The organism is Loktanella sp. D2R18 (assembly GCF_003318235.1).
Classification (GTDB): domain Bacteria; phylum Pseudomonadota; class Alphaproteobacteria; order Rhodobacterales; family Rhodobacteraceae; genus Yoonia.
The window spans coordinates 26,313-51,938 of record NZ_QOCG01000006.1 but is presented as its reverse complement, the minus strand read 5'-3'; the positions used below and the strand labels follow the sequence as shown (position 1 = coordinate 51,938).

The following is a 25,626-nucleotide window of genomic DNA, read 5'->3' as shown; positions in this document are numbered from 1 at the left end:
ATCCGAACATGTCACAGCCCCCTTCACCTTGCGGTCCAACCGTCCAATATGGGTGTGATAATGCTGGCAAATGTTTGCGACACCATTCCTGCCAAGACTATTTCACAACCTAAGATTTTTTGGCCTTGTTTCTCAGGTTTCACGCACTTATACGCGTCGGCGGAGACGTGGCCGAGTGGTCGAAGGCGCTCCCCTGCTAAGGGAGTAGGCGGGAAACCGTCTCGAGGGTTCGAATCCCTTCGTCTCCGCCAGAGACCTAAAAGTGTTTATTAACAAGCACTTAAGGGGCTCCACTGACCAAAACTGACCACCATCACTGACCAATCAAAAATGCGATCACGCCACATGCCTGAACTAAGCAGCGCCGTTTTGAGTGTGGGCTAATAAGACAACTTCAGTTGCAAACCCAGCGTAAGCAAATACCGATCTTGCTAACTTGGCCGCCTCCTTGTCAAAAGTAACGAATACCTCGCAACGTGACGCCTCCTCAATATGCTGTGTATCCCTGAGTTGGGATCTAAACTCTCGCTGTTTACGACCAGTAAATTCTCCCTTATTCTTAGTAAGCCCCATACCAAACAACGCTAATGCAAAGCCCGCCAGCTCTCCATTTTCCAGAAGCCTGTTGGCTGCAAAGTTTTTTGGGTACGTCTCCACAAATCCTTGCCGCTCCTTATCGCTGAGCAGTGATATCAGAAAATCAACTTTTTGGATGGGGTGCATGTCCCTCATTGGGTCGCCATGCCTTGCTTCTTTCACTAGGGGGTCTATGCGCCCCCACCCACCTTCAAAATCAACGTCACGTAAACCATCAATGATTTCATCAACTTCCCCACCCATTTTCCGCAACGATTCGTTAAAGGTCACGGGCAAATTTTCTATTGGCAGGTTCTCAAGCGTATCCTTTATGTGGGTCTCTGCTGAGTTCGCTATAATCTCAATTCCGTCTTCTCTAATGCCCCCCATAAAGTGCTGGAGTGTTAGCATGATTGGGGTCATCATTTCATATGAAGACCTCTCTTCATATTGCTCTAACAGCCTAAGGGATGCCTTACCCTCTTCAACTGAACAGATCGGATGATAATAACCATCCTCACCCCCGGAATTTTGGATAAACACTGTGTCGAGATCATCCAACAACTCTCCATATTCACCGCGCTTGCTCTGCATTTCTATGATATGCACTTGCGAGAATGCTAAGCGGTCATTTGATCGGGCGAACAGAGCACGTGTTTCCGCGAATTCGGGTTCAAGAAGGCGGCTGTATACGCAATTATCTAAATATATTAAAGACTGACGCTTCATCCTGAGCAGCTACCCCCGATCTATTTGTTTTAATTAAGAAGCCGAATCCCCCGAGGGCTTCAACCTAAAGCATACCGAACTGCGCCCACATTCACTCTAAGAAAAAACCGATACACCGCATCGCTTACGTTTCACCAAAATATAAGTCAGCAATATTGACATAATCGAAAAACACTATGCAGCAAGCCGCTCAATTGTCCGCTTAACCTGCGATGCCTGCCATTCGCCACCTCTCGCAGTCTTCACACCAGCTTTATTCAACTCAGCGGCAATCTCTCGCAGGCTCTTTCCGGCGTCCCTTAACGGCTCAATAATACCCTGCACCTTCTCTGCCCTTGCCTTGGCGTTCGCCTGCACCGCTGCATTGCGTTTCATGGTCTTGTCACGGGCACCGCCCAGCTTAACGCCACGGGCCTTGGCCTCTTTCAACGCTGCCTTAGTTCTAATCGAAATGAACTCTCTCTCCTGCTCAGCAAGGGCTGCATAGATGTGCAATTGGAACTTGTCGGCATGCGGCATTGAGGCAACCCGAAGGTTCACCTTGCGGTCATCCATAAGGGTCGCGATGAATGACACCTTGCGGGAAAGGCGATCTAGCTTGGCAACAAGCAACTCAGCGCCATGCGAACGGGCCATGTTAAGGGCTTTGGTCAACTCTGGTCGATTGTCATCAGTCGCTGTGGCAACCTCCAAGAACTCACCAATGATCTCGTAAGGCTGTTCGCTGTATCCATCCAGATAAAGCCGGATGTCTCTGTCTTGGGCCTCCAAGCCTAAGCCTGACTTGCCCTGCTCAGTTGTCGATACACGACGATAGATCACATACTGTTTCATGGTCACCCCTTTCGATTGCGGGTGAGATAGCCACGACCGTTGCAAATGTCAACGAACGTTGTGAGTGTTACAAAAACTTTTACAGTTCCCCACCACTGGAAAAGATTGGGTGATGACCAACGGTGGAGAGAAAGTGTGTGTGAAGGTGTGTGTGAGGGAATGCGACCCACCCCATGTCTGGCCTTAAATGCTATCAAAGGAGCGGCATCAAACCGCGACAGGTCCAGCTTGTTATCGTTAGCCCAAATCACTGTGACAGGTCGATCAACATAGGCGTTCGCGTGACTGTTTCGTTCTCGAATTGGCTGCAAGCAGTAAGAAGCACCCCCCCCCTACAATTTACTATCTAATCACTGGCGCTTTTCGTAGCGCGGTCGGTGTCATGTCATACTGCTGGCGAAAGGCGCGGCTCATGGCGCTGGTGTTCTCATAGCCGCAGCGCGCTGCGATTTCCGTGATCGAGAGCGTCGTATTTTCGATCAGGCTGCGCACCGCGATAAGCCGCCGATACCGGTACACTTGGCCCGGTGGTGCGCCAAGGTCTGCGATAAACCGCCGGTGTAGCGCTTTCGCTGAACACCCTAGTTGCTGGGCGATGGCCGTGACCGCGAGAGGTTCTTCGATGTTTTCGTTCATCAAGACCAAGGCCCGCACAACCAGCTTTGATTGGACTGGTGCGATGCCAACCTCCCCAAAGGCTTGGTGCGCCTGATGCAAAAATAAGGCGGCAACATCCAGACGGATCGCCTCGCCGCATTGCGCCCCGATCAGGTTCAGCACCAGATCAAACGACGCCATGGCACCGCCGCAGGTAATCCGATCACCATCAATGACAAACCTTTCTTTGCGGGTATCCACCTGCGTGAACGCTTCGGTGAAACTGTCAAAAATATCCGCGTGGATGGTTGCAGCCCTACCGTCAAGCAACCCAGCCGCCGCGAGAAGCCAAGACCCGGTATCCATGCCGACAACGCATTTCGCTTTGCCACACAGAACCCGCAGCCCCGATAATAGTTTGCTTTGGCTCAATGCCTGATGACCGTAACTCGCAACGACCATCAAATAGTCGCAATCCCAATCGGCGCCGGTTGCCGCATGGGTTTCCACCAACATGTCGCTCGACGATCGCACCAACCCGCCGGCCAAAGACAGCAGTTGCCACTGGTATAGCTTGTGCCCCGACACCGTGTTTGCGGCGCGAAAGGGCTCTAACGTGTTGGCCAGGCAATGGTTCGAGAACCCATCAAAAAGCAAAACGACAATTTTGGTGGTGCCCGATGATCTTTTTGTCCATTTTTGCATATTTTCGTCTAACACAGCACATCATGGCGTTTCAATCCTTGTAGGCTTTTGCGAAATCGCAAAGGAAATCAATATGCCATTGGAAATGACCTCCGACGTTTTCATCACCTGTGCCGTGACTGGGTCCGGCAGCAGCCAAGACCGTTCACCCCATGTGCCCCGCAGCCCTGAACAGATCGCAAATTCCGCGATTGCCGCCGCCAAGGCCGGTGCTGCAATTGTGCATTGTCACGTGCGCGATCCTGAAACCGGGGTGCCGTCACGCGATCCAAAGCTATACCGCGAAGTGACCGACCGTATCCGCGATGCAGATGTTGATGTGGTTTTGAACCTTACAGCAGGCATGGGAGGCGACATGGTCTTTGGCCCCCCATCCGCCCCCCTGCCCTTAAGTGACGCAACCGATATGGTCAGCGCCGAGGAGCGCCTTGTCCATATCGAAGAATGCCGCCCTGAAATTTGCACCCTTGACTGCGGAACAATGAACTTTGCCGAAGCAGATTACGTCATGACCAACACGCCCGGGATGCTGACAGCGATGGGCGCACGTATGGAAGAATTAGGCGTAAAGCCGGAGGTCGAAGCATTTGATACAGGCCATCTTTGGTATGCAAAACAACTGGTGAAGGACGGCGTATTGTCGTCGCCCGCGCTGATCCAGCTTTGCATGGGCATCCCTTGGGGTGCGCCGAACGATCTGAATACATTTATGGCGATGGTCAACAACGTCCCAGATGATTGGAACTGGTCTGCCTTTTCGATTGGACGTGATGAGATGGCATATGTAGCCGCCTCTGTCCTAGCTGGCGGTAACGTGCGCGTTGGTTTGGAAGACAATCTATGGCTTGCAAAGGGCGAACTGGCGACAAACGAGGCGCTTGTCGCGCGCGCGGTGACCATTATCGAAGCCATGGGCGCTAAGATCATGGGCCCCGCCGCCGTTCGCGAAAAACTAGGTCTTACAAAGCAGGCCGCGCAATGACCAAATTAGCAGCAATCATCGGCGGTGGTGTTATTGGCGGCGGTTGGGCCGCGCGATTTGCGTTGTCCGGCTGGGACGTCCAAATATTTGACCCCGATCCCGAAGCCGAACGTAAAATTAGCGAAGTGCTGGCCAACGCCCGGCGGTCTTTGCCAGCCTTGTCAGAGGTTGCGTTGCCATCTGAGGGACAAATCAAAATCGTTCCAACAATTGCAGAGGCGGTGTCTGGCGCTGATTGGATTCAAGAAAGCGCACCAGAACGCCTTGAGATGAAGCACAGCATCTTGAAAGACGTTCAAACGTACTGTCGTGAAGACGCGTTGATCGGGTCGTCGACATCTGGCTTTAAACCATCCGAGCTACAGCAAGGGGCCCTGCGCCCGGCGCAAATTTTCGTCGCACACCCTTTTAACCCGGTGTATCTGCTGCCGCTAATCGAATTGGTCGGCGACGACGCGACAACGACACGCGCGCATGAAATGTTGACCGACATCGGCATGAAGCCGTTGAAGGTGCGCAAAGAAATCGACGCGCATATTGCGGATCGTTTCCTAGAAGCCGTCTGGCGCGAGGCCCTGTGGTTGATCAAAGACGGCATTGCGACAACCGAAGAAATCGATGACGCGATCCGCTTTGGCTTTGGTCTGCGCTGGGGGCAAATGGGGTTGTTTGAAACCTACCGCGTTGCGGGCGGCGAAGCGGGCATGGCCCATTTCATCGCGCAATTTGGACCTTGCCTGCAATGGCCTTGGACCAAGTTGATGGATGTGCCAGAGCTGACGGATGAATTGGTGACAATGATCGCAGATCAGTCTGACGCCCAATCCGGCGCACACTCTATCCGTGAATTGGAACGAATTCGCGACGACAATTTGGTGTCCATGATGCGGGCTCTTAAGGGGCGCGATTGGGGGGCTGGCGCGTTGCTGAATGAACATGATGTACGGCTTAGCGCCCAAACGGCACCTGATTTCACCAAGCCAATTATCAGCGTCGCACGCGCGATCCCAATTGACTGGACCGATTACAACGGCCACATGAACGAAAGCCGCTATGGGCAGGTGTGGTCTGACGCCGCCGATGCGTTGATGACTTTGATTGGGGCAGATGCTGACTACATCAAATCTGGGCTTAGCTATTTCACCGTCGATACCCACACGAAATTTCTTGATGAATGCCATGCGGGCGACACGATCACTGTAACCACCCACATTCTTGAAGGGGCAGGCAAAAAGCTGCGGCTGTTCCACGAAATGAAAAATGCGCGCGGCGATGTCGTTGCGACCTGCAATCAATTCTTGCTGCACGTCAGCTTGGAAACACGCAAATCCTGCGATCCAGCCCCACATGTTGCCGAAAAACTAGCAACGATCATCGCGGCCCAAGCCGCCCTGCCCAAGCCGGAGATTAACTGATGCATTTTGGTTTAACCGAAGAACAAGAAATGATCGTTTCTACCGTGCGCTCATTCGTTGAAAACGAAATTTATCCACACGAGTCAGAAGTCGAACGCACAGGTGAAGTCCCCACAGACGTTGCTGAGGCGATTAAACAAAAGACGTTAGATCTGGGTTTTTACGCCTGTAACTTTCCAGAAAGCGCCGGTGGCGCCGGTCTATCCCATCTTGAATTTGCGCTGGTAGAGCGCGAATTGGGACGTGGTTCAATGGCGTTGAACCATTTCTTTGGACGTCCCCAAAATATCTTGATGGCCTGCAAAGATGATCAGATCGAACGCTATCTGACCCCAGCTGTGCGCGGCGAAAAAATGGATGCGCTGGCGATGACCGAACCTGATGCGGGATCGGACGTGCGCGGCATGAAGTGTTCCGCCAAACGCGACGGCGGCGATTGGGTTTTGAACGGAACCAAGCACTTCATTTCGGGCGCTGAACACGCTGATTTCATTATCGTTTTTGTAGCCACAGGCGAAGATGACACGCCGCGCGGCCCGAAAAAACGGATCACAACATTTTTGGTCGATCGGGGCACTCCCGGCTTTACCATCCGCGATGGTTACAAATCCGTATCGCACCGTGGCTATAAGAATATGATCTTGGAATTCGACAATTGCCGCCTACCCGACGCACAAGTGCTTGGCGAAGTCGACGGTGGCTTTGCCGTGATGAACGAATGGCTTTACGCGACGCGGATCACCGTCGCCACCATGTCAGTTGGGCGCGCGCGCCGCTGCTTTGAGATGGCTTTAGATTATGCGGCCGAGCGTAAGCAATTCGGTCAGCCGATTGGTAAATTTCAAGGGATTAGCTTTCAACTGGCTGATATGATCACCGAGATTGACGCCGCAGATCATCTAACAATGGCTGCCGCGTGGCGATTGGATCAAGGGCTTCCAGCAAACCGCGAAATCGCGAGTGCAAAGCTGTATGCATCTGAAATGCTGGCGCGGGTAACCGATGCCACGCTTCAGATTTATGGCGGTATGGGGTTGATGGATGATTTCCCGATTGAACGCTTCTGGCGCGACGCGCGGGTCGAACGGATCTGGGACGGCACATCCGAAATTCAACGCCACATCATCAGCCGTGATCTATTACGTCCGCTTGGCGCGTAAGGGGCGACAATGACTGATCTTGAACGCCTGTTGCGTCCCAAAACCATCGCCGTTGTCGGCGGTGGGGCCTGGTGCGAAGCTGTCATCGCACAGAACCAGAAAATCGGATTTTCCGGCGAGATTTGGCCGGTACACCAAAAAAAAGATACGGTCGCTGGCCTGACCGCCTTTCGCAGCTTGGCAGATCTGCCCGCCGCGCCTGATGCGACCTTTATCGGCGTCAACCGCAATGCCACGATCACATTGGTTGGTGAATTGCACGAATTGGGTGCTGGTGGTGCGGTTTGTTTTGCCAGTGGGTTTAAAGAAACCGATGATGGTCAGGTTTTGAACGACCAACTGTTGGCCGCCGCGGGCGATATGCCCATTCTCGGGCCAAATTGTTACGGCGTTCTGAATGCGGTTGATCAGGTGGCCCTTTGGCCGGATCAGCACGGTCTTAGCCCGGTTGAAACAGGCGTCGCGATCCTGACCCAATCATCGAATATCGCGATTAACTTGACGATGCAGAAACGCGGTCTACCAATCACCTATGTGATCACAGCGGGCAATCAGGCACAACAAGGGTTGGCACATATTGCGCAGACGGTGATCCGTGACGAACGGGTAACGGCGCTTGGACTTTATATCGAAAGCTTTGGCGACGTGTTGGCGTTTGAAGAATTGGCGCGATTGTCACAAGAATTAAATAAACCAATCGTCGCGTTGAAGGTTGGACGATCTACTGAATCGCAAATCGCGACCATATCGCATACCGCGTCGCTTGCGGGCAGCAGCGCTGGGTCGGACGCCTTACTCGCACGACTTGGCATTGCCAGCGTGGCATCGCCTGTCGCACTGCTTGAGACGCTCAAAATACTGCATTGTCACGGCCCATTGTCCGGTCGACGGATCGCGTCGCTTAGCTGTTCGGGCGGCGAAGCAAGTGTAATGGCAGATACTGCCGCAGAGTTTGGGGTAACCTTTCCACCATTGCAGCCGCATCAAGCAACTGCGTTGGACAAGCACCTTAGCTCGCTTGTACATCTGGCGAATCCGCTGGATTACCATACTCAAATTTGGCGCGACAAAGCCGCAATGACGGCGGTCTATGCCGCGATGACCGGCGACGATATCGATCTGACGGTCATCGTGCTTGATTTCCCCCGGCTCGACATTTGTGAGGCCGATGAATGGATGATCGCGATAGAGGCCATCGAAGATGCCGCGCAACAAACAGGCCGTCCATTCGCTGTGCTCGCGTCGATAGCGGAGAATTTACCTGAAACGATTGCAAAGCGTTTGTTCGCCGCCGGGATCGTGCCACTATGTGATTTCGGGACAAGCTGTGAAGCCATTTCTGCGGCGGCGGCGGTTGGGGCTGGCGCCCATAGCCCGTTACTGACCGCACCGATTTTTGACGCGACAACCGCCCAAAGCGAAGGCGACGCAAAACGCGCCCTTGCAGGTTACGGACTGGACATTCCGCAAAGCGCAGGCGGGCTCGCATTGTCGGCGTTGACTGAACAAGCCGAAAAAATCGGGTTTCCCTTAGTTTTAAAGGGCGAAGGTATCGCACATAAAACCGAAGCCGGTGCTGTTGTGCTGAATATCATGGACAACGATCAGTTGCTTCGGGCGGCGCAGGCAATGCCTACAACCAGCTTTCTGGTCGAAGAAATGATCACCAGCACGATTGCAGAACTGTTGATCGGTGTCGTCGCTGATCCCGCACATGGGTTCGTCCTGACCTTGGCTGCGGGGGGAACCTTGACCGAATTGCTTGATGATCGACAATCGCTTTTGCTGCCGACAACAGATGGTGACATACGACGGGCGTTGGCAAAGCTCAAAATCAATACGCTTTTGACTGGCTTTCGTGGCGCTGCGCCGGCCAATCTGGACGCGATTGTAGACGCGGTTCTGCGCTTACAAACCTATGTGATCGCGCACGCTGATCAGATCGCAGAAATCGAAATCAATCCATTGATATGTACAAAAGACCGCGCAATCATTGCCGACACGCTTTTGGTGAAAGGAACATCATGACAAGCCCCGTAAAAACCCGCCGCGACGGCGCGATTTTAGAGGTGATCTTGGATCGCCCCAAAGCCAACGCCATTGATCTGCAAACCAGCCGTATCTTGGGTGAGACATTTGCCCAGTTTCGCGATGATCCCGAATTGCGGGTCGCCATTGTCACAGGTGCTGGCGAAAAATTCTTTTGCCCCGGCTGGGATCTGAAAGCAGCCGCTGACGGCGATGAGGTCGATGGGGATTACGGGGTTGGCGGCTTTGGCGGCCTACAAGAACTGCGTGACATGAACAAACCGGTCATTGCGGCCGTAAACGGCATTTGCTGTGGTGGCGGGCTTGAATTGGCCCTGTCCGCGGACATTATTTTAGCGGCAGATCATGCCAGCTTTGCCTTGCCAGAAATCACGTCAGGGACTGTTGCTGATGCCGCATCGGTGAAACTGCCAAAACGTATCCCCTATCACATCGCGATGGAAATGCTGTTCACGGGCAGGTGGTTGGATGCCGAAGAAGCCCACCGTTGGGGTTTTGTGAACCATATCCACCCAGCAGGCGATTTGATGGCACAGGCTTGGGAGATGGCCCGCACATTGGCATCAGGGCCGCCGCTGGTTTATGCTGCTATCAAGGAAATCGTGCGCGATGCCGAAGATAGCAAATTCCAAGACGCGATGAACCGCATCACTAAACGCCAACTGAAAACAGTCGACGTACTGTATGGGTCCGACGACAACGCCGAAGGCGCGCGCGCATTTGCCGAAAAGCGCGATCCTGTATGGAAAGGGTGTTAGCCCGTCCACCACAGCGAGCTACAGCGCACGAGGTCATCAAAAGTACGGCCCGCATTCTGCACATGCGGGCCATATTCAGGATCAAGCGTTGGGCGTTTCGGGCACGTCTGATACTGGTTTACTGCGCCCCCCACCGGCCCAGTTGACTGCGCGTTCGCCCAACGTTTTGAATTTTTTGGAAGCGCCATCCAGTTTGGCTTCCCATTCTGGATTTGGCGTTTGGCCATCGGTCACCTTAAAAAATGCCTGCAAAAGACAGGCAATCGCAAAGGGCTCGATCACGGCAACCTTCACGGCCCAAGCAAACAAAAGCGCAAAGCCCATGCCGCCCGCCGACCACGCGCCCGGCATCGCGTAAACAATCGCCGCTGCAGGTGCCAACATCACCAAAAACACAACCAGCGACAGCCCCCATGTGAACAGCGTCAGCCAAGCTGCATTGATCAACATTGGCTTGGCGTTTTGTCCGTAAAGCACCAGCGCCTCTTTGGCCGACGCATAGGGGTTTTCGGCGCGGGTGCGCAATCCGTGGGCCAAGATCACCTCGTCCACCAGACCTACGGCGAGTCTCAAATAGGCGCGGACCAAGGCCATCACCTTATCAAGCCCCGGAATCGGTACTATTGAAAGCAGGCCTTGGATCAACCCGGTGACGGCCCGCACCACACCTTTGATCAGCTGATCAATGCCAAACAGCACCGAGGCTTCACCAAACCGTTCTGTGATGATTGTTTTTGCATAGGCGATTTGCCCCTGCCCGTTTGGTAGTTCGCGGCCATCCAAGGCCTCAACCATCACGGCAATATGGCCTGCTTTGACGATATAAAGCAGGTATTCGCGCATCAAATAAAGCACTGTCGCCGTCGCGCCAAATCCGATCGCACCGCCCCACATTGTCGTGCTCGCTTGAAAATCATCGTCACCGAACCCACCAACGCCATAACCAATCCCTGCACCGGTCCCCGTCGCCAGAATATAGGCAAGGGCGATGCCAAAATAGACAACGATCCGAAACAACAGGAACGGCGCCGTCTTGCGCATCAATCCCAGCGCAGTTCCCATACTAAAATCCCACATGGTATATGTCCTTATTATAAAAATATCTTCAATAGGCTCAGTTATACGCGCACTATCGTCAAAACGGGCAAGTATTTTGGCGCGTACAGCAACATACGCGCAAAATCGCCACCGAAAGCCCTTGGCACCGGGGTGCGAACGCATCTCTCTTGGCAGGGATCGTAATTTTGCGTAGTCAAGAAGCAGTCGCGCGCAGCATAACGAGGTATATTTTGGACCAACAGGCACAGCTCATGCACCGTATCGCGGACGGCGACCGGACAGCATTGGCCGCGCTCTACCGCGCATTAGAAAAACCCGTCTACAGATTTATTCTCTCAAGATTGAACGATCCGCACGAGTCATCCGACATACTTCATGACGTGTTTATCGAAGTCTGGCGCTCTGCCAGCCGTTTTGAAGGGAGATCGAAAGTGCAGACGTGGATATTTGGCATTGCTTACCGCAAGGTGATCGACCGACACCGCAAGGCTGGCCGCACCAGCGTGACAGATACCCCACCCGAGGTCATTGATGACAGCGACAGCGCGGAAACCTGCATTGTCGCCAGTCAAGACGCGGCCCAAGTCCGGCACTGTATGGATGGCCTGAGCGATGAACATCGCAGCGCCATCGCATTGGCATTTTGGGAAGACATGAGCTACCGCGAAATTGCAAAGGTCTGTGACACCGCCGAAGGTACGATCAAAACGCGGATATTCCACGCGAAAAAGCTGCTGATGCGCTGCCTGTCAGCCTTTGAAACGGGGGCCGCAACATGAGCATGTCATCACAAGACGCCGCGCTAATGCTCCCGTTCCTTGCTAATGGAACGTTAGAAGGCGCAGAGCTGGCGCAGGTCCAAGCTGCCGTTGAAAATGATCTAAGCCTTGCTGCGGAACTGGCCGCGCTCAAAAACATGCGTGCAACGATGCAAGCCGAGAATACCGGATTTAGCCCCGGCGAATTGGGACTTGCGCGACTTATGCGCGACATCGATGCACCTGCAGCGCAATCCGCAGCCCCGCGCGCGCGCATCTGGCAGATCGCTGCTGCGGTCCTTCTCGCGGTGGCGGTTGGGCAAACGGCATTGCTCATGCAACCCGGTGATACCGGATCAGGGTTTGAGCTTGCAGGTGAAACCCCCGCGGCCTTCACGGTTACTGTCGCCCCTGACACGACTGAATCCGCCTTGCGCGCGCTGTTACTTGATGCTGAGGTTGAAATTGTGTCTGGACCCTCTGCGCTTGGGCTTTACCGTTTGGCCCTGATAGAAGGGGCTGACATAAACGCGGCCAAAGCCCGTCTACAAGCTGCAACAACAATTATTGAGTCGCTCGAATAGGTACTCGAAACCAAGAGGTAAGTGATGCCATCTAACCCGTTAATTCGTCTGTTACAGATCGTTGCCTTAATTATTTTTGCAGCACTGCCATCCATTGCTGCGGCGCAAATCACCGCACCCGCACCAGTACCTAACACGAGCGAGCGGGATGATCGGCCGCGCCCGATATGGCCAGAACGTGATGTCGACGTCGCCTATCTATCGCGTGACCGCGCCGAATTTGTTGTGAGCGGCCCGATCAGCACCGCACCCATCGCGATTTCTGCGCTCGAAGATGCGGGGGCGCGCCTTATTTCATCGCGCGATCTGGTCCCACTTGATCGGCGCATGATGGTGTTTGATATTGGTCGTCAGCTTGACCGTGGGGTCGCGCAGCGCTTGCTAGACCGAACAGGGTCTGGTCATCGGGTTGATTTCAACAACCTATACCAGTTCGCGCAGGGGGCACCGCGGCTTTATGCGTCAAGTCTTATCGGCGATAGCGGTGCGTGTCGCCAGCGCCAAACCCAAAAGATCGGGCTTATCGACGGCCCGGTTGATGTCACGCACCCAGCCTTGCAGCAGGCGTCTGTTACCACCCAGACCGCGCTATTTGGTGACCAACGCGCCTCTGGGGCACGGCATGGCACGGCCGTTGCAGCCCTCATTGTTGGTGAAGATCCGAATGACACCTTGTTAGGTTACGCCCCCGGCGCGCACCTGTTTGCGATGAACGCATTTGCCCGCGAACATAGTGGGGTCGCCGCAGATGTTGACCGGATCGCCGCTTCGCTCAGCTGGATGCTGTCCAACGATGTGCACCTGATCAACATGTCCTTTGCCGGGCCGCCCAATCTGGTTCTCGCAGATATTCTTACACAAGCCGAACAGGCTGGCGCGATCATGATTGCGGCGGCCGGCAATGGTGGGCGCGACGCTGACACGCTGCCTGCCGTATCGCCATCTGTGATCGCCGTAACCGCCGTTGATGCCGCGATGCGACGTTATCGCTCTGCTAATTGGGGCGATCATATCGCATTTGCAGCCCCGGGTGTGGACATCTATGTTGCGCGACCTAATGGCGGTGGCTATGCGACGGGAACGTCTTATGCTGCGCCGATCATCACCGCACTTGCCGCGCGTGTTGGCGGGAACTCTGTTGGCGTAGTGCGTGAACGACTACGCACCCAAACCGTAGACCTTGGTGACCCCGGGCATGATCCGCAGTACGGGTGGGGGCTTGTGCGCGATATCGGCTGCTAGGCGTTCACAGCAACCCGGCACTTTCAGGGACGGGTGAAATCAACGGCTGTCCGTTTTTCCACGCGATGAGGTTATCAATCGCCAAATCCCCCATCGCGTGACGCGTTTCAACGGTCGCGCTGCCGATATGCGGGGTCAAAATCACGTTTGGGAGCGCGCGCAAGGCTGCAGGGATATGCGGCTCTGCGTCGAACACATCCAAGGCGGCCGTTCCCAATCGCCCTTCCTGCAAGGCGGCAATAAGCGCGGCCTCATCAACCACAGACCCACGCCCAACGTTGATCAAAACGCCTTCCGGGCCCAGCGCATCCATCACAGCACGGTCGATCAAATGATGGGTCGCGGCACCGCCCGGTGCCACACAGATAAGCGCATCGCAATCACGCGCCATCGCCACCAAATCATCGTAGTAGGGAAACGGCACGTCTTGTTGTGAGCGCCCATAGTAGACAATCGTGGGATCAAACGGCGCAAGCTTCGCAGCAATCGCTTTGCCGATCCGCCCAAGCCCCAGAATCCCGATCTTCCGCTGGTCTGCGGAACGGGCCAAAGGCAGGTTGCCCGACTTTTCCCAATTGCCACTACGCGCATTGGCGATTTCGGCCTCAAAGTTACGTAGCGCTGCGATGTAAAGCATGAGCGCCGTCGTCGCGACCTCTTGGTTCAGCACATTTGGCGTATGGCAGACGGGCACACCGCGCGCGGTCGCGGCATCTGTATCGACCCCATCATAGCCCACCCCGTTGCTGCTAATGATCTCTGCGTTGGGCAAACGCGCAAAAATGTCTGCAGGCACACCGAGATGGCCACCCGTCAAGATAAATCGAACATCAGCACCATACTGTGCAAGCCAGGCATCCTGATCGACATCTGCAAGCACAGTTGCATCAAATGCAGCCTCAATACGGCTACGCATGTGATCCGTAATTGTGCTCAGGATAAGGAGTTCTGACATCAATGGCGTCCTTCAAAAAAGATGCGCCTGCATCGCGCAACCAGACAATTGTGTCAAATACATAGGTTGAGAGCCGTTTGAGCACCGGCGAATAAAATGTATACTAGTAACCCTGTTGCTTTACGCGAAGTGAGCCGTTACGCCAATGGCAACGACAAATTGGAGGAAACCATGACACAACCACATATTGGATTTATTGGGCTAGGCTTAATGGGCGGGGCGATGGTGTCGCGGCTACAGGATCAAGGCTATGCTGTCACCGTTCTTGGCAACCGTGACCGGACAGAAATTGACAAAGCCATCGCGCGCGGCGCGACCGAGGCGACATCTGCGCGGGACGTCGCAGCAAACTGTGACGTTGTGCTGTTGTGCATGGGCACATCAGAGCACGTCGAAGGTCGGATGCGCGGCGATGACGGTGTTATCGCGGGGATGAAACCCGGTCAGATCGTGATCGATTTTGGCACGTCCCTGCCCGGCTCTACGCGTGCTTTGGGTGAAGAAGTCGCCGCAGCGGGCGGTACCTATTTAGACGCACCGATTGGCCGCACGCCAACCCAAGCATATGACGGCAAACTGAACCTGATGTGTTCGGGCGACAAGGCCGCCTTTGATCAGGTCCTGCCCGTGCTGAACGATCTGGGCGAAAACGTCTTTCACCTTGGACAATTGGGCAACGGCCATGCGATCAAGCTGATCAACAACTTCTTTGGTCAAACAATTGGTGCTGCCTTGGGCGAAGCATTCACCATGGGCGACATCGTCGGTGTTGATCGCCGTCAGCTGTTTGACGTGATCTTTGCGGGTCCGCTCGGATCACCGTTCATGAACCTTTGGTCAGCCTACGCGCTTGAAGGCGATCCAAACAAACTGGCGTTCTCAATCCGCAACGCGACCAAAGATGTAGGCTATTACGACCAAATGGCACGCGACGCAGGTGCGCCATCAATCATGGCAGCCGGCGCGCTTGGCGCCTTGCGCGAAGCAGTTGATCAGGGGCGCGGTGATGCGATGGTTCCCGAAATGCTCGACTACTTCGCTGATCGTTTGAAACCGAGCTAATCAACGTCTGCGCCCCCCGGCATCAGTGGGGCGCAGCTACCCCCGCCCGATAAATGGCATGGTCGACGCCATCACAGTCACAAATTGCACATTCGCTGATAGCGGCAATTTGGCCATATGTACCAACGTCTCGGCAACATGCGCGACATCCATCACAGGTTCGGATTTGATCGAAAGATCCGCCTGCGGCACCCCTTTTTCAAATTGCACCGTCATTTCAGAGGCGGCGTTTCCAATATCAATCTGACCGCACACGATGTTATAGGGACGCCCATCCAATGAAACCGACCGGGTCATCCCCGTTATCGCATGTTTTGACGCCGTATAGGGGGTTGATCCCGGGCGTGGCACAGCCGCCGAAATAGATCCGTTATTGATGATACGCCCGCCTTGCGGGTCTTGTTTGCGCATCAAATTGAAAGCACCGCGCGCGGCTAGAAATGCACCGTATAGGTTCACATTCATTACGGTCAAAAAATCTTCGGGCGGAATATCCCCGATCGGCGCCGCCTTCACATTATTGCCCGCGTTATTAAACAGCAAATCCAACCGCCCATAGTCACGTTCAATCTGTGCAAATAGCGCGTCAACAGCATCGGCATCCGTGACATCGCAGACAATCGCTGCACCGCTTTGCATCATCGCCACGGTTTCCTCTAAGGCAGCGATTTTGCGGCCAGTCACCACAACTTTGAATCCGTTTTGCGCGAGCGCCACCGCGCAGGCCCGCCCAATTCCGGACCCGCCACCCGTTACCAATGCAATTTTCGTCACGCTTATTCTCCCCTATTTTACATAAACATAGCATCAAAATAAGCGCTTGGGTGCATCTAATTGTAGGACCTATATCAAACATAAGTCTTGATTGGATCGCGCTGACAGGGCATGTAACGGCCACAATATCGGGAGAACCAGTTCACTGGTGCCGAAGGAGCAACCGCCTCGGAAACTCTCAGGCCCACGGACCGATGTTGACAAGAAGACTCTGGAGAGTGGCACATAAGCGTGCCCGCCGAAGGGATAGCAATCTCAGGCGCAAGGACAGAGGGGGCATCACGCGCAAGGCTTTCGCCGTTGCGCCGAAGTGGTGCCGTTGGATATTTTTATATCTGATCGGCCGAATGGAAAGAGGCCGTTGATGTCCGAATTACTGCGCACTGCGCTTTATGACTTGCATGTAGAACTTGGGGCCAAAATGGTGCCTTTTGCGGGCTACGCTATGCCCGTACAATATCCGATGGGCGTGATGCAAGAACACACGCAGGCCCGCACCAAAGCCGGGTTATTTGACGTCAGCCATATGGGCCAAGTGATCGTCAAAGGTGACAATTTTGAAACGGCGGCATTAGCGCTCGAAGCCCTTATCCCCGTGAACATCCTTGGGCTGGAAGTTGATCGCCAGCGTTACGGTTTTTTTACCAATGACGCAGGCGGGATCATGGATGATCTCATGCTCGCAAACCGTGGCGACCATGTATTTGTCGTCGTGAACGCCGTCTGTAAGGCCGCAGATATCGCGCATATGCAATCAAACCTGACTGGCGTCACTGTTACCGAAATCACGGACCGCTCGTTGCTGGCACTTCAGGGTCCGGCAGCAGAATCAGTTTTAGCAACGCTTGATCCCAAAGCCGCGGACATGCGGTTCATGGATGTTGCGACACTCACGCTTGCCGGCGTGGAATGCTGGGTATCGCGGTCCGGATACACGGGCGAAGACGGCTATGAAATCTCTGTCCCATCAGCACAGGCCAGTGCGTTGGCCAAGCAGCTTTTGGCGCATGATGACGTCGCACCAATTGGGCTGGGCGCACGCGACAGCCTCCGGCTTGAGGCCGGACTTTGCCTTTATGGCCATGACATCGACACAGACACCACGCCAACGACCGCCGCACTAAATTGGGCGATCCAAAGGGTGCGCCGCACAGATGGGGACCGCGCAGGCGGGTTTCCCGGCGCTGACGTTATCCTCGCTGAACTCGCTAATGGTGCTGACGTAAAACGCGTTGGCCTGCGCCCCGAGGGGCGCGCACCGATGCGCGAAGGTGTCTTGCTTTTTGCGAATGCAGACGATGCGGACCCCATTGGCAAAATCACTTCAGGTGGATTTGGCCCGACTGTCGGCGGCCCTGTCGCGATGGGCTACCTGCCCACCGCATTGGCCACCAATGACACCACAGTTTACGGCGAATTACGCGGCAAGCGTCTGCCCCTGACCGTCACACAGCTGCCGTTTACCCCCGCCAATTTCAAACGTTAATCACCCCCGGAGACCTAATCATGAAATTCACCAAAGAACACGAATGGCTACGCACCGAAGGCGACGTTGTTGTAGTCGGCATCACAGAACACGCAACCACACAGCTGGGCGATATCGTCTTTGTTGAACTGCCTGAAACGGGCACAACTGTTGCAAAAGACGACGAAGTCGTCGTGATCGAAAGCGTTAAAGCCGCGTCCGACATCATGGCCCCAATCGACGGTGAAATCATCGCCGTGAACGAGGCGTTGGGCGATAACCCCGGGCTCGTTAACGAAGACGCGGTAGGCGCTGGTTGGTTCTTTAAAATCAAACCGTCCGCCCCCTCACAGATGGACAGCTACATGGACGAAGCTGCCTATACTTCCCTGATCTCTTAACGCGCGGAACCTGTCATGACCTTCACCCCTACCGATTACTTGCCTTATGATTTCGCCAATCGTCGCCACATCGGCCCTTCCCCGGCCGAGATGGATGACATGCTTGATGTCGTAGGGGCTGACGATCTTGATGCGTTGATCGCGGACACGCTGCCTGCAAAAATTTTGCAAGAAAAGCCGCTTGATTTTGGCAGGCCATTGTCTGAGCAAGAATTACTGCACCACATGAAGGTCACCGCATCAAAGAACAAGGTGCTAACCTCGCTGATTGGACAAGGGTATCACGGCACGGTCACACCGCCCGCGATCCAACGCAATATATTGGAAAATCCCGCGTGGTACACGGCTTATACGCCCTATCAGCCGGAAATCTCGCAAGGGCGGCTTGAGGCCCTGTTGAACTTTCAAACGATGGTGTCTGACCTTACCGGGCTTGAAATTTCAAATGCGTCTTTGCTGGACGAGGCGACAGCTTGCGCTGAAGCCATGACAATGGCCCAACGTATCGCCAAGACCAAGGTTAAAGGCTTTTTCATCGACGAAAACTGTCATCCGCAAAACATCGCGGTCATGAAGACCCGTGCCGCCCCGCTCGGGATTGAGATCACAGTGGGCCACCCCGATGATCTGGACCCTGACGCCGTTTTCGGCGCAATTTTTCAGTTTCCCGGCACCCATGGCCATCTGCGTGATTTCACGCCTGAAATGGAAAAGCTTCACGCAGCCAAGGCGATTGGCGTCATAGCCGCAGACCCATTGTCGCTGACTTTGCTCAAAGAACCGGGTGCGATGGGCGCTGATATTGCCGTGGGCAGCACGCAACGCTTTGGCGTGCCTGTTGGTTACGGTGGCCCCCATGCTGCCTATATGGCGACCAAAAAGAACTACGCGCGCTCTATGCCGGGTCGCATTGTTGGGGTGTCCATCGACAGCCTTGGCAATCGCGCCTACCGCCTATCGTTACAAACTCGCGAACAACACATCCGCCGCGAAAAAGCGACATCAAACGTCTGTACTGCGCAAGCGCTATTGGCTGTGATGGCCGGGTTCTATGGGGTTTTTCACGGGCCGGTTGGTCTGCGCGCGATTGCCCAACGCATCCACCGCAAAACGGCCCGCTTGGCCGAAGGGTTGCGCGTTGCTGGGTTTGAAATTCATCCCGCAACGTTCTTTGATACGATCACCGTCAACGTCGGCCCGATGCAGGCCGCCGTGATGAAATCGGCCGTGGACGAAGGCATCAACCTACGCAAAGTCGGGACAACGCAGGTAGGCATCACGCTTGATGAACGCACACGGTCAGGCACCATTGAGGCCGTTTGGCGTGCCTTTGGCATTGATCGCACCGACAAAGATTACACCCCGCATTATCATGTGCCTGAAAAACTAATCCGACGTTCAGAATTCATGACCCACCCGGTGTTTCATATGAACCGTTCTGAGACTGAAATGATGCGCTACATGCGCCGCCTTGCGGATCGTGATCTCGCGCTGGATCGTGCAATGATCCCGCTAGGGTCCTGCACGATGAAATTGAATTCAGCTGCCGAAATGATGCCCGTCTCTTGGGATGAATTTTCTCTGCTCCATCCGTATATCCCACGCGATCAGGCGGCTGGCTATACGGAGATGATCGACGATCTTTCAGCGAAGCTGTGCGATGTGACGGGCTATGACGCGATTTCCATGCAGCCCAATTCTGGTGCGCAGGGCGAATATGCGGGGCTGCTGAGCATCGCAGGGTATCACCGCGCAAATGGTCAAGGGCATCGCAATATCTGCCTGATCCCCATGTCCGCGCATGGCACGAACCCGGCCTCAGCGCAAATGGTCGGTTGGAAAGTGATCCCTGTGAAATCCGCAGAGAACGGCGATATCGACCTCGAAGATTTCCACGCCAAAGCCACGGAACACGCGAGCAACCTAGCCGCTTGCATGATCACCTACCCTTCCACCCATGGTGTGTTCGAAGAAACCGTGATCGATGTCTGCAAGATTGTGCATGACCATGGGGGTCAGGTTTACATCGACGGCGCCAACATGAACGCCATGGTGGGCCTGTCACGCCCCGGTGATTTGGGGGGCGACGTCAGCCACCTGAACCTGCACAAAACCTTTTGCATTCCGCACGGCGGCGGCGGCCCAGGTATGGGACCAATAGGCGTCAAAAGCCATCTAATCGCGCATCTGCCCGGCGATCCCACGAGCGGCGAAGGCGCGGTTTCTGCCGCCGCATTCGGGTCGCCATCCTTGCTCCCAATTTCATGGGCCTATTGTTTGATGATGGGCGGTGATGGGCTGACCCAAGCGACGCGGGTGGCCATTCTGAACGCTAATTACATCGCAAAGCGGCTCGAAGGGGCGTTTGACGTTTTGTATAGGGGCCCGACAGGTCGGGTCGCACATGAATGTATCATCGACACGCGTCCCTATGCCGAAAGTGCAGGCGTGACCGTGGACGACATCGCCAAGCGCCTGATCGATTACGGTTTCCACGCCCCAACCATGAGCTGGCCAGTCGCGGGCACCTTGATGATCGAGCCCACAGAATCCGAAAACAAAGCAGAACTCGACCGGTTCTGCGACGCGATGCTCGCCATTCGTGCTGAAATTCGCGAGATCGAGGAGGACAAAATCGACGCCACGAGCAGCCCGCTTAAACATGCGCCGCACACAATGGAAGATCTCGTCAAAGACTGGGACCGCCCCTATAGCCGCGAAACTGGCTGCTTCCCGCCGGGCGCGTTCCGGGTCGACAAGTATTGGCCGCCTGTGAACCGGGTCGACAACGCATGGGGCGACCGTAATCTGACCTGCAGCTGCCCCCCGATGGAAAGCTATGCCGACGCAGACACATAGCCTGCACGAAAAATACATCAATGGGCACGAGCGCGCGCAGGTAAAACCGCGCGTGACCCGCCAGTCTTGATGCGCACTTTGTTGTCTTTACATATTGATTGTCGCTGGCGTTTGATGGGATGAGAACAACACAGAGCTTTGCATAAGGTGGTCTTGTCGCGCTTATGTTCCGGCCTCTCAACTCATTTATGCGGCCTTTCGCTCGAAAGCCAAGGGGCTTTTGCCGCCGAGCGATGAGTCGTGGTGGCGCGGGTTATAAAAGCCATTAATGTACTGGAATATTGCGCCCTTAGCCTGACGTCGTGTTTCCCAACGGTTCCGCCAAATCAGCTCTGCCTTGAAGGATTTTAAGAACGTTTCCACCATGGAATTGTCGTAACAATTGCCCTTGCCACTCATTGAGACCTTGAAGCCATGCTTTGAAAGACGACGTTGATACTCATTGGAACAATATTGCGACCCGCGGTCCGTATGATAAATGCAGCCTTCGGGCGGCTGTCGCAAAGCAACGGCCATATCTGATGCCCTGATCGCCAGATCTCGCTTCATCCGGTTGCTGACGACCCAACCGATGACGCGGCGAGAGTACAGGTCAAGGATGACGGCCAGATAAAGCCAGCCTTCACTGGTTCAGATGTAGCTGATGTCTCCGGCCCACTTTTGATTGAGGCCAACCTTTCAGCAATGGCGATAGAACTGACTTGTTCTTCTATCTGCGCGTCCAATGCGTTGTCGATTTCGTCAGGTGTCGCAGCGCGCCGGCGAATTATGGTGCCGTTGAATCCCGCTTTGCGCACGGCGCGGGCCTCGGCATTTGACGTAATGCCGATACATCTGACGCCCTGTGCCTGCATCAAGGGCACGACCTGTTTGATCCCATGGCCATAGGCATCGGCCTTGAGCACCGCGCAGAGCCTGCGTCCTGAGGGAACAAGCCCGAGCGTCAGCTTCAAATTGCGGGAAATCCGATCGAGATGGATTTCGCACCACGACCCAAGATGATTATCTACGGTCATGATCGGGGTGGGCCTAACAGCCTTTCGACAATCCCACAGAACTGGTCGATGACGACGGGAAGCAAAGCATCAGGGAAATCATAGTCGGGGTTATGCAACTGAGGCTGTGTCTCACCTGCACCGATGTATAGCATGGTCGCTTTGGGCCCGTCATCACCGATGCGCCCAAAATCTTCGGACCAACGCATTGGCACGTCCATTTCGTTAATCGCATGTCCTAATCCCAGAGCCGTCTCTCGTGCGATGGCCGTTGCATCATTATCGTTCACGACGGACGGAAAGATATCATGCCAATGGACGTCCACCTTCAGCGTGCCCTTTCTGTGGTCCACCTCCGCCAGCGCGTCGGCGATCAACGTTTCCATGCGCGCGTTTGACATGGTGCGCAGGGTCAACCGCAACTCGCCCTCTGCGGGTGAAATGCCAAAGGTTGGCTCGCCCAAATGGGCGTGCGTCAGCGTGGATAGCGCGAAATCATCATCCCCGATCTGCCCATTTCCCAACGCCGGTAAAGAGGTCATCAGAGCGGCCATCGCACTGGCGGGTGACAACCCGTCTTCGGGTGCAGCAGCATGAGAACTTTTTCCCTCAAGCAGAATCTGCATGCCGCGCGACGCACAATTGCCAGGCCCCGAACGCAGCCCGATTTCCCCTAGCGGGCGGCCCGGTACATTGTGGTAGGCAAAGGCATAGTCAGGACGAATTTCCGCCCATCTCTCATCTTCGACGATAGCCTTCGCGCCCGCACCAGTTTCTTCGGCGGGTTGGAACAGCAAGATCACGCGGCCAGACGCAGGTCGAAGCGTGAGTCGCATACCAACGCCCAGCATGGACACCATATGGCCATCATGCCCGCAAAGGTGACCCTTGCCATCAACCATGGATTTGTGCGGCAGATCGGACAGTTCGCGGATTGGTAACCCGTCAAGTTCGCAACGCAGCAACACAGTGGGACCAGGGGCTGCACCTTTGAACTCAGCCGCGACGCCGTTTCCACCAAGATTACGCCAGATACGGTCAGACCCAAGCCCCTCAAGCTCGGCGCTGATACGCTTGGCTGTTGAGCGTTCTTCACCCGAAATTTCAGGAGTGCGGTGCAGTTCGTGCCGCAGCGATGTTAGCTGCATAAGTTGTTGCGGCGTGAGCGTTTGCATTGTCATACCTTCAGAAAATTTCGAACAGGCCAGCCGCACCTTGTCCGCCACCAACGCACATGGAAACGACGCCCCATTTCACGCCCCGGCGGCGGCCTTCGAGCAGGATATGCCCCGCCATGCGCGCCCCGGACATGCCGTAGGGGTGGCCAATGGAAATGGCACCGCCATTCACGTTCAGCCGATCATCAGGGATCGACAAAGCATCGCGGCAATGAAGCAGTTGGGCGGCAAATGCTTCATTGATTTCCCACAGATCGATGTCATCCAAAGTCAGGCCAGCGCGGGCCAAAAGGCGTGGAATAGCCACCACCGGGCCGATCCCCATTTCCTCGGGCGCAACACCCGCCACGGCAAAGCCACGCAGTGCCCCAAGAGGCGCAAGCCCGCGATGCTCCGCTTCTGTCGCTTCCATGACGACCAAAGCTGCGGCCCCGTCGGATAATTAGCTCGCATTGCCTGCTGTGACAGTCTTGCCTTCGCCTTGCACGGCGGCGAGGCTGGCCAGCCCTTCGGCTGTGGTGCCGGGGCGGTTGCACTCGTCCTGCTCAAGGTGCACCGTTTCTTCACGGGTGTCTCTCGTACCCTTATCCGTGACAAGCTTGACGGCTTCAAGCGGCACGATTTCGTCCGCGAAAATCCCCGCCCCCTGCGCTTTGGCTGTGCGCATCTGGCTTTGCAGCGCATAGGCATCCTGTGCCGCGCGGGTGACACCATACCGTTCGGCGACCACCTCGGCCGTGTCGAGCATCCCAAGGTAGTATTCCTGACGCACCAAGGGGTCGCGGTAGCGGTAGCTGTTCCAATGCGCATTCTGCACCAGTGAAATGCTGTCCACACCACCGGCCAGCGCCACATCTACGCCTTCACAGCGCACCATGTGGGATGCGATGGCAATCGCGTTCAAGCCAGAGGCACACTGACGGTCGACTGTCGCCCCTGCCACACTATCCGGCAGTCCAGCGGCCTGAACGATATGGCGCGCGACGTTGATACCAGCTGATCCCTGCGTCAGGGCCGAGCCGAAAACGGCTTCTTCCACCTCGCCGCCACTTAATCCGGCGCGGGCTAAAGCTGCCTTGACTGCAGGGGCAACTAGACTGGGAACCTCTAGGTTATTGAACGCCCCACGATAGGCTTTGCCAATCGGTGTGCGGGCGGTTGAAACAATGACAGCTTCGCGCATGAAATAGCCCCTATATCTCTTCTGTGCCGCACCAATCGGCGATAAATAGTGCGGTTGCCTTGGTGATGCGACGCATGCTTTCAAGATCGACGCGTTCGTTGAACCCGTGGATCGCTACGGCGCGCGGGCCATAGACCAATGCTGGTGTGTCCGCATAAAGTCCAAAAAAACGCGCATCTGTGGTTGCAGTTATGGCCTCGCGCTGTAAGGCTTCTCCGCTGACGCTTACGTGCGCATTGTCCAGCGCCGCAATGGCCAAGGTCGCGTTCGCAGAGCTGTCGCGCGATAGCGCGTATCCTTCGGCATGAAACCCGTGATGAGCGATCTCGGGTAGTGAGTTCCGCAGAAATGCGTTTTCACGCGCCGCATCCATGATAACTTGTTCAATTTCAGCTTTGGCGGCCTCAATCGACTGTCCCGGGAAGATCGCCATGCGGACGTCGAACACACTCCACGCGGGAACGGAACTTGTCCAGTCGCCCCCCTCAAACTTGCCAATATTGAGGTTCAGCGCGTGGTCCATATGCCCATATTCGGCGGGCCGGTTTTCCGGCGCGTTCCAACGATGCTCCATCTCATGCAAAGCGTGGATCAGCGGAAAGGCCGCCTCGATTGCGTTTGATCCGCTCCCGGCATAGGCGACGTGGGCCGGCAGGCCTTTTAGATGCACTTGAAACCAGATGACACCCAGTTGGGCGGTGACAAGGTGTTCGGAAAATGGCTCCGGGATCAGCGCTGCATCGGCGGTATAGCCGCGCGCCAAACATGCCAACGCCCCGTTGCCGGTACATTCTTCCTCGACCACGGATTGAAAATAGACATCGCCCCCCGGTCCAAGCCCGCAAGTCGTCAGCGCATCAAGCGCAAAGAGATTCGACGCAAGACCAGCCTTCATATCGCCGCCGCCGCGGCCATAAAGCCAACCGTCCGCGACCCGTGGTTCAAACGGTGGACTGTCCCACATGTCCAGCGGCCCGGCAGGGACCACGTCGATGTGACCGTTCAGGATAAGCGACCGGCCTTGCTGCGTTTTGGGCCGGTGGATGCCAACGACATTCACTGCATCCTCGTAGGGGGCCAGCACTGGCGAAAAGCCCGGTAAATGCTGGATGTCAACGATATCAATTTGCCAGCGGTCAATCTGATAGCCACGCGTGGCCAGTTCATCGGCCATGAAGCTTTGGGCCGATTGCTCGTTTCCGCGGGTCGAAGGATGCGAGGTCAGCGTGGACAAAAAAGCAATCTGTCTGTCGAACTCTTGATCGACGGCATCACACAGGCGGGTCTTCAGGTCATCTTGCATTGG

Annotated in this window: 20 protein-coding genes, 1 tRNA gene, 3 pseudogenes and 1 riboswitch; of the genes and pseudogenes, 13 read left to right on the top strand and 11 right to left on the bottom strand. The window is 55.4% G+C overall.

All coding sequences use genetic code 11. The annotated features are described in order from the left end of the window. Positions 1 to 161 precede the first annotated feature (161 nt). Positions 162 to 251: transfer RNA gene (locus tag DS901_RS02900), tRNA-Ser, on the top strand. Positions 252 to 354: 103 nt separating this feature from the next. Here DS901_RS02900 and DS901_RS02895 read toward each other — a convergent pair. The 3 genes from DS901_RS02895 to DS901_RS02885 all read right to left on the bottom strand — a co-directional run bounded on the left by DS901_RS02895 (position 355) and on the right by DS901_RS02885 (position 3,441). Further along, entirely contained in the window at positions 355 to 1,137 is a 783-nt protein-coding gene (locus DS901_RS02895) for a hypothetical protein (RefSeq protein WP_147249837.1), read from the bottom strand. A 342-nt stretch (positions 1,138 to 1,479) separates the two neighbouring features. Next, positions 1,480 to 2,139 (bottom strand): recombinase family protein, encoded by a 660-nt coding sequence (locus DS901_RS02890; protein WP_113775435.1) that lies wholly within the window; start codon positions 2,137 to 2,139, stop codon positions 1,480 to 1,482. 342 nt (positions 2,140 to 2,481) lie between these two features. Beyond that, positions 2,482 to 3,441, bottom strand: a complete 960-nt coding sequence (locus DS901_RS02885; RefSeq protein WP_113775434.1) for a GlxA family transcriptional regulator — start codon at positions 3,439 to 3,441, stop codon at positions 2,482 to 2,484. Between the two features lie 73 nt (positions 3,442 to 3,514). Between DS901_RS02885 and DS901_RS02880 the strand changes: the two genes are divergently transcribed. The 5 genes from DS901_RS02880 to DS901_RS02860 are packed head-to-tail and all read left to right on the top strand — an operon-like array spanning position 3,515 to position 9,805. Beyond that, positions 3,515 to 4,423, top strand: coding sequence for a 3-keto-5-aminohexanoate cleavage protein (locus DS901_RS02880; RefSeq protein WP_113775433.1), 909 nt, complete (start codon positions 3,515 to 3,517; stop codon positions 4,421 to 4,423). Further along, entirely contained in the window at positions 4,420 to 5,838 is a 1,419-nt protein-coding gene (locus tag DS901_RS02875; protein ID WP_113775432.1) for a carnitine 3-dehydrogenase, read from the top strand. The genes DS901_RS02880 and DS901_RS02875 overlap by 4 nt, the downstream gene beginning before the upstream one ends. Then, positions 5,838 to 6,998 carry an acyl-CoA dehydrogenase family protein gene (locus DS901_RS02870; RefSeq protein WP_113775431.1) on the top strand — a complete coding sequence of 387 codons (1,161 nt, stop codon included), beginning with the start codon at positions 5,838 to 5,840 and terminating at the stop codon, positions 6,996 to 6,998. The genes DS901_RS02875 and DS901_RS02870 overlap by 1 nt, the downstream gene beginning before the upstream one ends. Positions 6,999 to 7,007: 9 nt before the next feature. Further along, positions 7,008 to 9,026, top strand: a complete 2,019-nt coding sequence (locus tag DS901_RS02865) for an acetate--CoA ligase family protein (protein ID WP_113775430.1) — start codon at positions 7,008 to 7,010, stop codon at positions 9,024 to 9,026. Next, positions 9,023 to 9,805: a carnitinyl-CoA dehydratase gene (locus DS901_RS02860; protein ID WP_113775429.1), complete on the top strand. Its 783-nt coding sequence runs from the start codon at positions 9,023 to 9,025 to the stop codon at positions 9,803 to 9,805. The genes DS901_RS02865 and DS901_RS02860 overlap by 4 nt, the downstream gene beginning before the upstream one ends. An 81-nt stretch (positions 9,806 to 9,886) precedes the next feature. Here the strand turns inward: DS901_RS02860 and DS901_RS02855 are convergent, their stop codons facing one another. Next, a complete protein-coding gene (locus DS901_RS02855) occupies positions 9,887 to 10,882 on the bottom strand; it encodes a hypothetical protein (protein ID WP_113775428.1) in 996 nt (331 codons plus the stop codon). A gap of 233 nt (positions 10,883 to 11,115) precedes the next feature. Here DS901_RS02855 and DS901_RS02850 point away from each other — a divergent pair, with 233 nt between their 5' ends. Genes DS901_RS02850 through DS901_RS02840 form a run of 3 tightly spaced genes read left to right on the top strand, consistent with a single transcriptional unit; the run spans position 11,116 to position 13,448 of the window. After that, positions 11,116 to 11,643, top strand: a complete 528-nt coding sequence (locus DS901_RS02850) for an RNA polymerase sigma factor (protein ID WP_113775427.1) — start codon at positions 11,116 to 11,118, stop codon at positions 11,641 to 11,643. Further along, positions 11,640 to 12,206 (top strand): hypothetical protein, encoded by a 567-nt coding sequence (locus DS901_RS02845; protein WP_147249836.1) that lies wholly within the window; start codon positions 11,640 to 11,642, stop codon positions 12,204 to 12,206. Before DS901_RS02850 ends, DS901_RS02845 begins: the two co-directional genes overlap by 4 nt. Before the next feature lie 24 nt (positions 12,207 to 12,230). Then, positions 12,231 to 13,448, top strand: coding sequence for a S8 family serine peptidase (locus tag DS901_RS02840; protein WP_113775425.1), 1,218 nt, complete (start codon positions 12,231 to 12,233; stop codon positions 13,446 to 13,448). 4 nt (positions 13,449 to 13,452) lie between these two features. Here the strand turns inward: DS901_RS02840 and DS901_RS02835 are convergent, their stop codons facing one another. Beyond that, positions 13,453 to 14,403 (bottom strand): 2-hydroxyacid dehydrogenase, encoded by a 951-nt coding sequence (locus DS901_RS02835; protein ID WP_113775424.1) that lies wholly within the window; start codon positions 14,401 to 14,403, stop codon positions 13,453 to 13,455. 96 nt (positions 14,404 to 14,499) lie between these two features. On the opposite strand from DS901_RS02835, the gene DS901_RS02830 reads away from it, so the two are divergent. After that, complete coding sequence (locus DS901_RS02830; RefSeq protein ID WP_113775423.1) at positions 14,500 to 15,465, top strand: NAD(P)-dependent oxidoreductase; 966 nt, start codon at positions 14,500 to 14,502, stop codon at positions 15,463 to 15,465. Between the two features lie 36 nt (positions 15,466 to 15,501). On the opposite strand, the gene DS901_RS02825 is transcribed toward DS901_RS02830, so the two are convergent. After that, complete coding sequence (locus DS901_RS02825; protein WP_220150213.1) at positions 15,502 to 16,239, bottom strand: SDR family oxidoreductase; 738 nt, start codon at positions 16,237 to 16,239, stop codon at positions 15,502 to 15,504. 119 nt (positions 16,240 to 16,358) lie between these two features. Continuing rightward, a riboswitch (glycine riboswitch) is annotated at positions 16,359 to 16,443 on the top strand. 160 nt (positions 16,444 to 16,603) lie between these two features. Between DS901_RS02825 and gcvT the strand changes: the two genes are divergently transcribed. The 3 genes from gcvT to gcvP are packed head-to-tail and all read left to right on the top strand — an operon-like array spanning position 16,604 to position 20,964. After that, positions 16,604 to 17,725, top strand: coding sequence for a glycine cleavage system aminomethyltransferase GcvT (gcvT, locus tag DS901_RS02820; RefSeq protein WP_113775421.1), 1,122 nt, complete (start codon positions 16,604 to 16,606; stop codon positions 17,723 to 17,725). A 20-nt stretch (positions 17,726 to 17,745) separates the two neighbouring features. After that, positions 17,746 to 18,105, top strand: a complete 360-nt coding sequence (gcvH, locus tag DS901_RS02815; RefSeq protein WP_113775420.1) for a glycine cleavage system protein GcvH — start codon at positions 17,746 to 17,748, stop codon at positions 18,103 to 18,105. Between the two features lie 15 nt (positions 18,106 to 18,120). Beyond that, on the top strand, positions 18,121 to 20,964 hold the full coding sequence (gene gcvP / locus DS901_RS02810; protein WP_113775419.1) for an aminomethyl-transferring glycine dehydrogenase: 2,844 nt from the start codon (positions 18,121 to 18,123) through the stop codon (positions 20,962 to 20,964). Between the two features lie 186 nt (positions 20,965 to 21,150). Here the strand turns inward: gcvP and DS901_RS02805 are convergent. The 5 genes and pseudogenes from DS901_RS02805 to DS901_RS02785 all read right to left on the bottom strand — a co-directional run. Beyond that, a pseudogene (locus tag DS901_RS02805) lies at positions 21,151 to 21,630 on the bottom strand (IS3 family transposase); the annotation flags it as partial. Between the two features lie 50 nt (positions 21,631 to 21,680). Beyond that, positions 21,681 to 21,980 (bottom strand): annotated as a pseudogene (locus DS901_RS18945) (alanine racemase); the annotation flags it as partial. Beyond that, entirely contained in the window at positions 21,977 to 23,134 is a 1,158-nt protein-coding gene (locus DS901_RS02795) for an amidohydrolase (protein ID WP_309472522.1), read from the bottom strand. The pseudogene DS901_RS18945 and the gene DS901_RS02795, both read right to left, overlap by 4 nt. A gap of 10 nt (positions 23,135 to 23,144) precedes the next feature. After that, a pseudogene (locus DS901_RS02790) lies at positions 23,145 to 24,320 on the bottom strand (thiolase family protein). A gap of 10 nt (positions 24,321 to 24,330) precedes the next feature. Next, positions 24,331 to 25,623, bottom strand: a complete 1,293-nt coding sequence (locus DS901_RS02785) for an ArgE/DapE family deacylase (protein ID WP_113775416.1) — start codon at positions 25,621 to 25,623, stop codon at positions 24,331 to 24,333. Between the last annotated feature and the right edge of the window lie 3 nt (positions 25,624 to 25,626).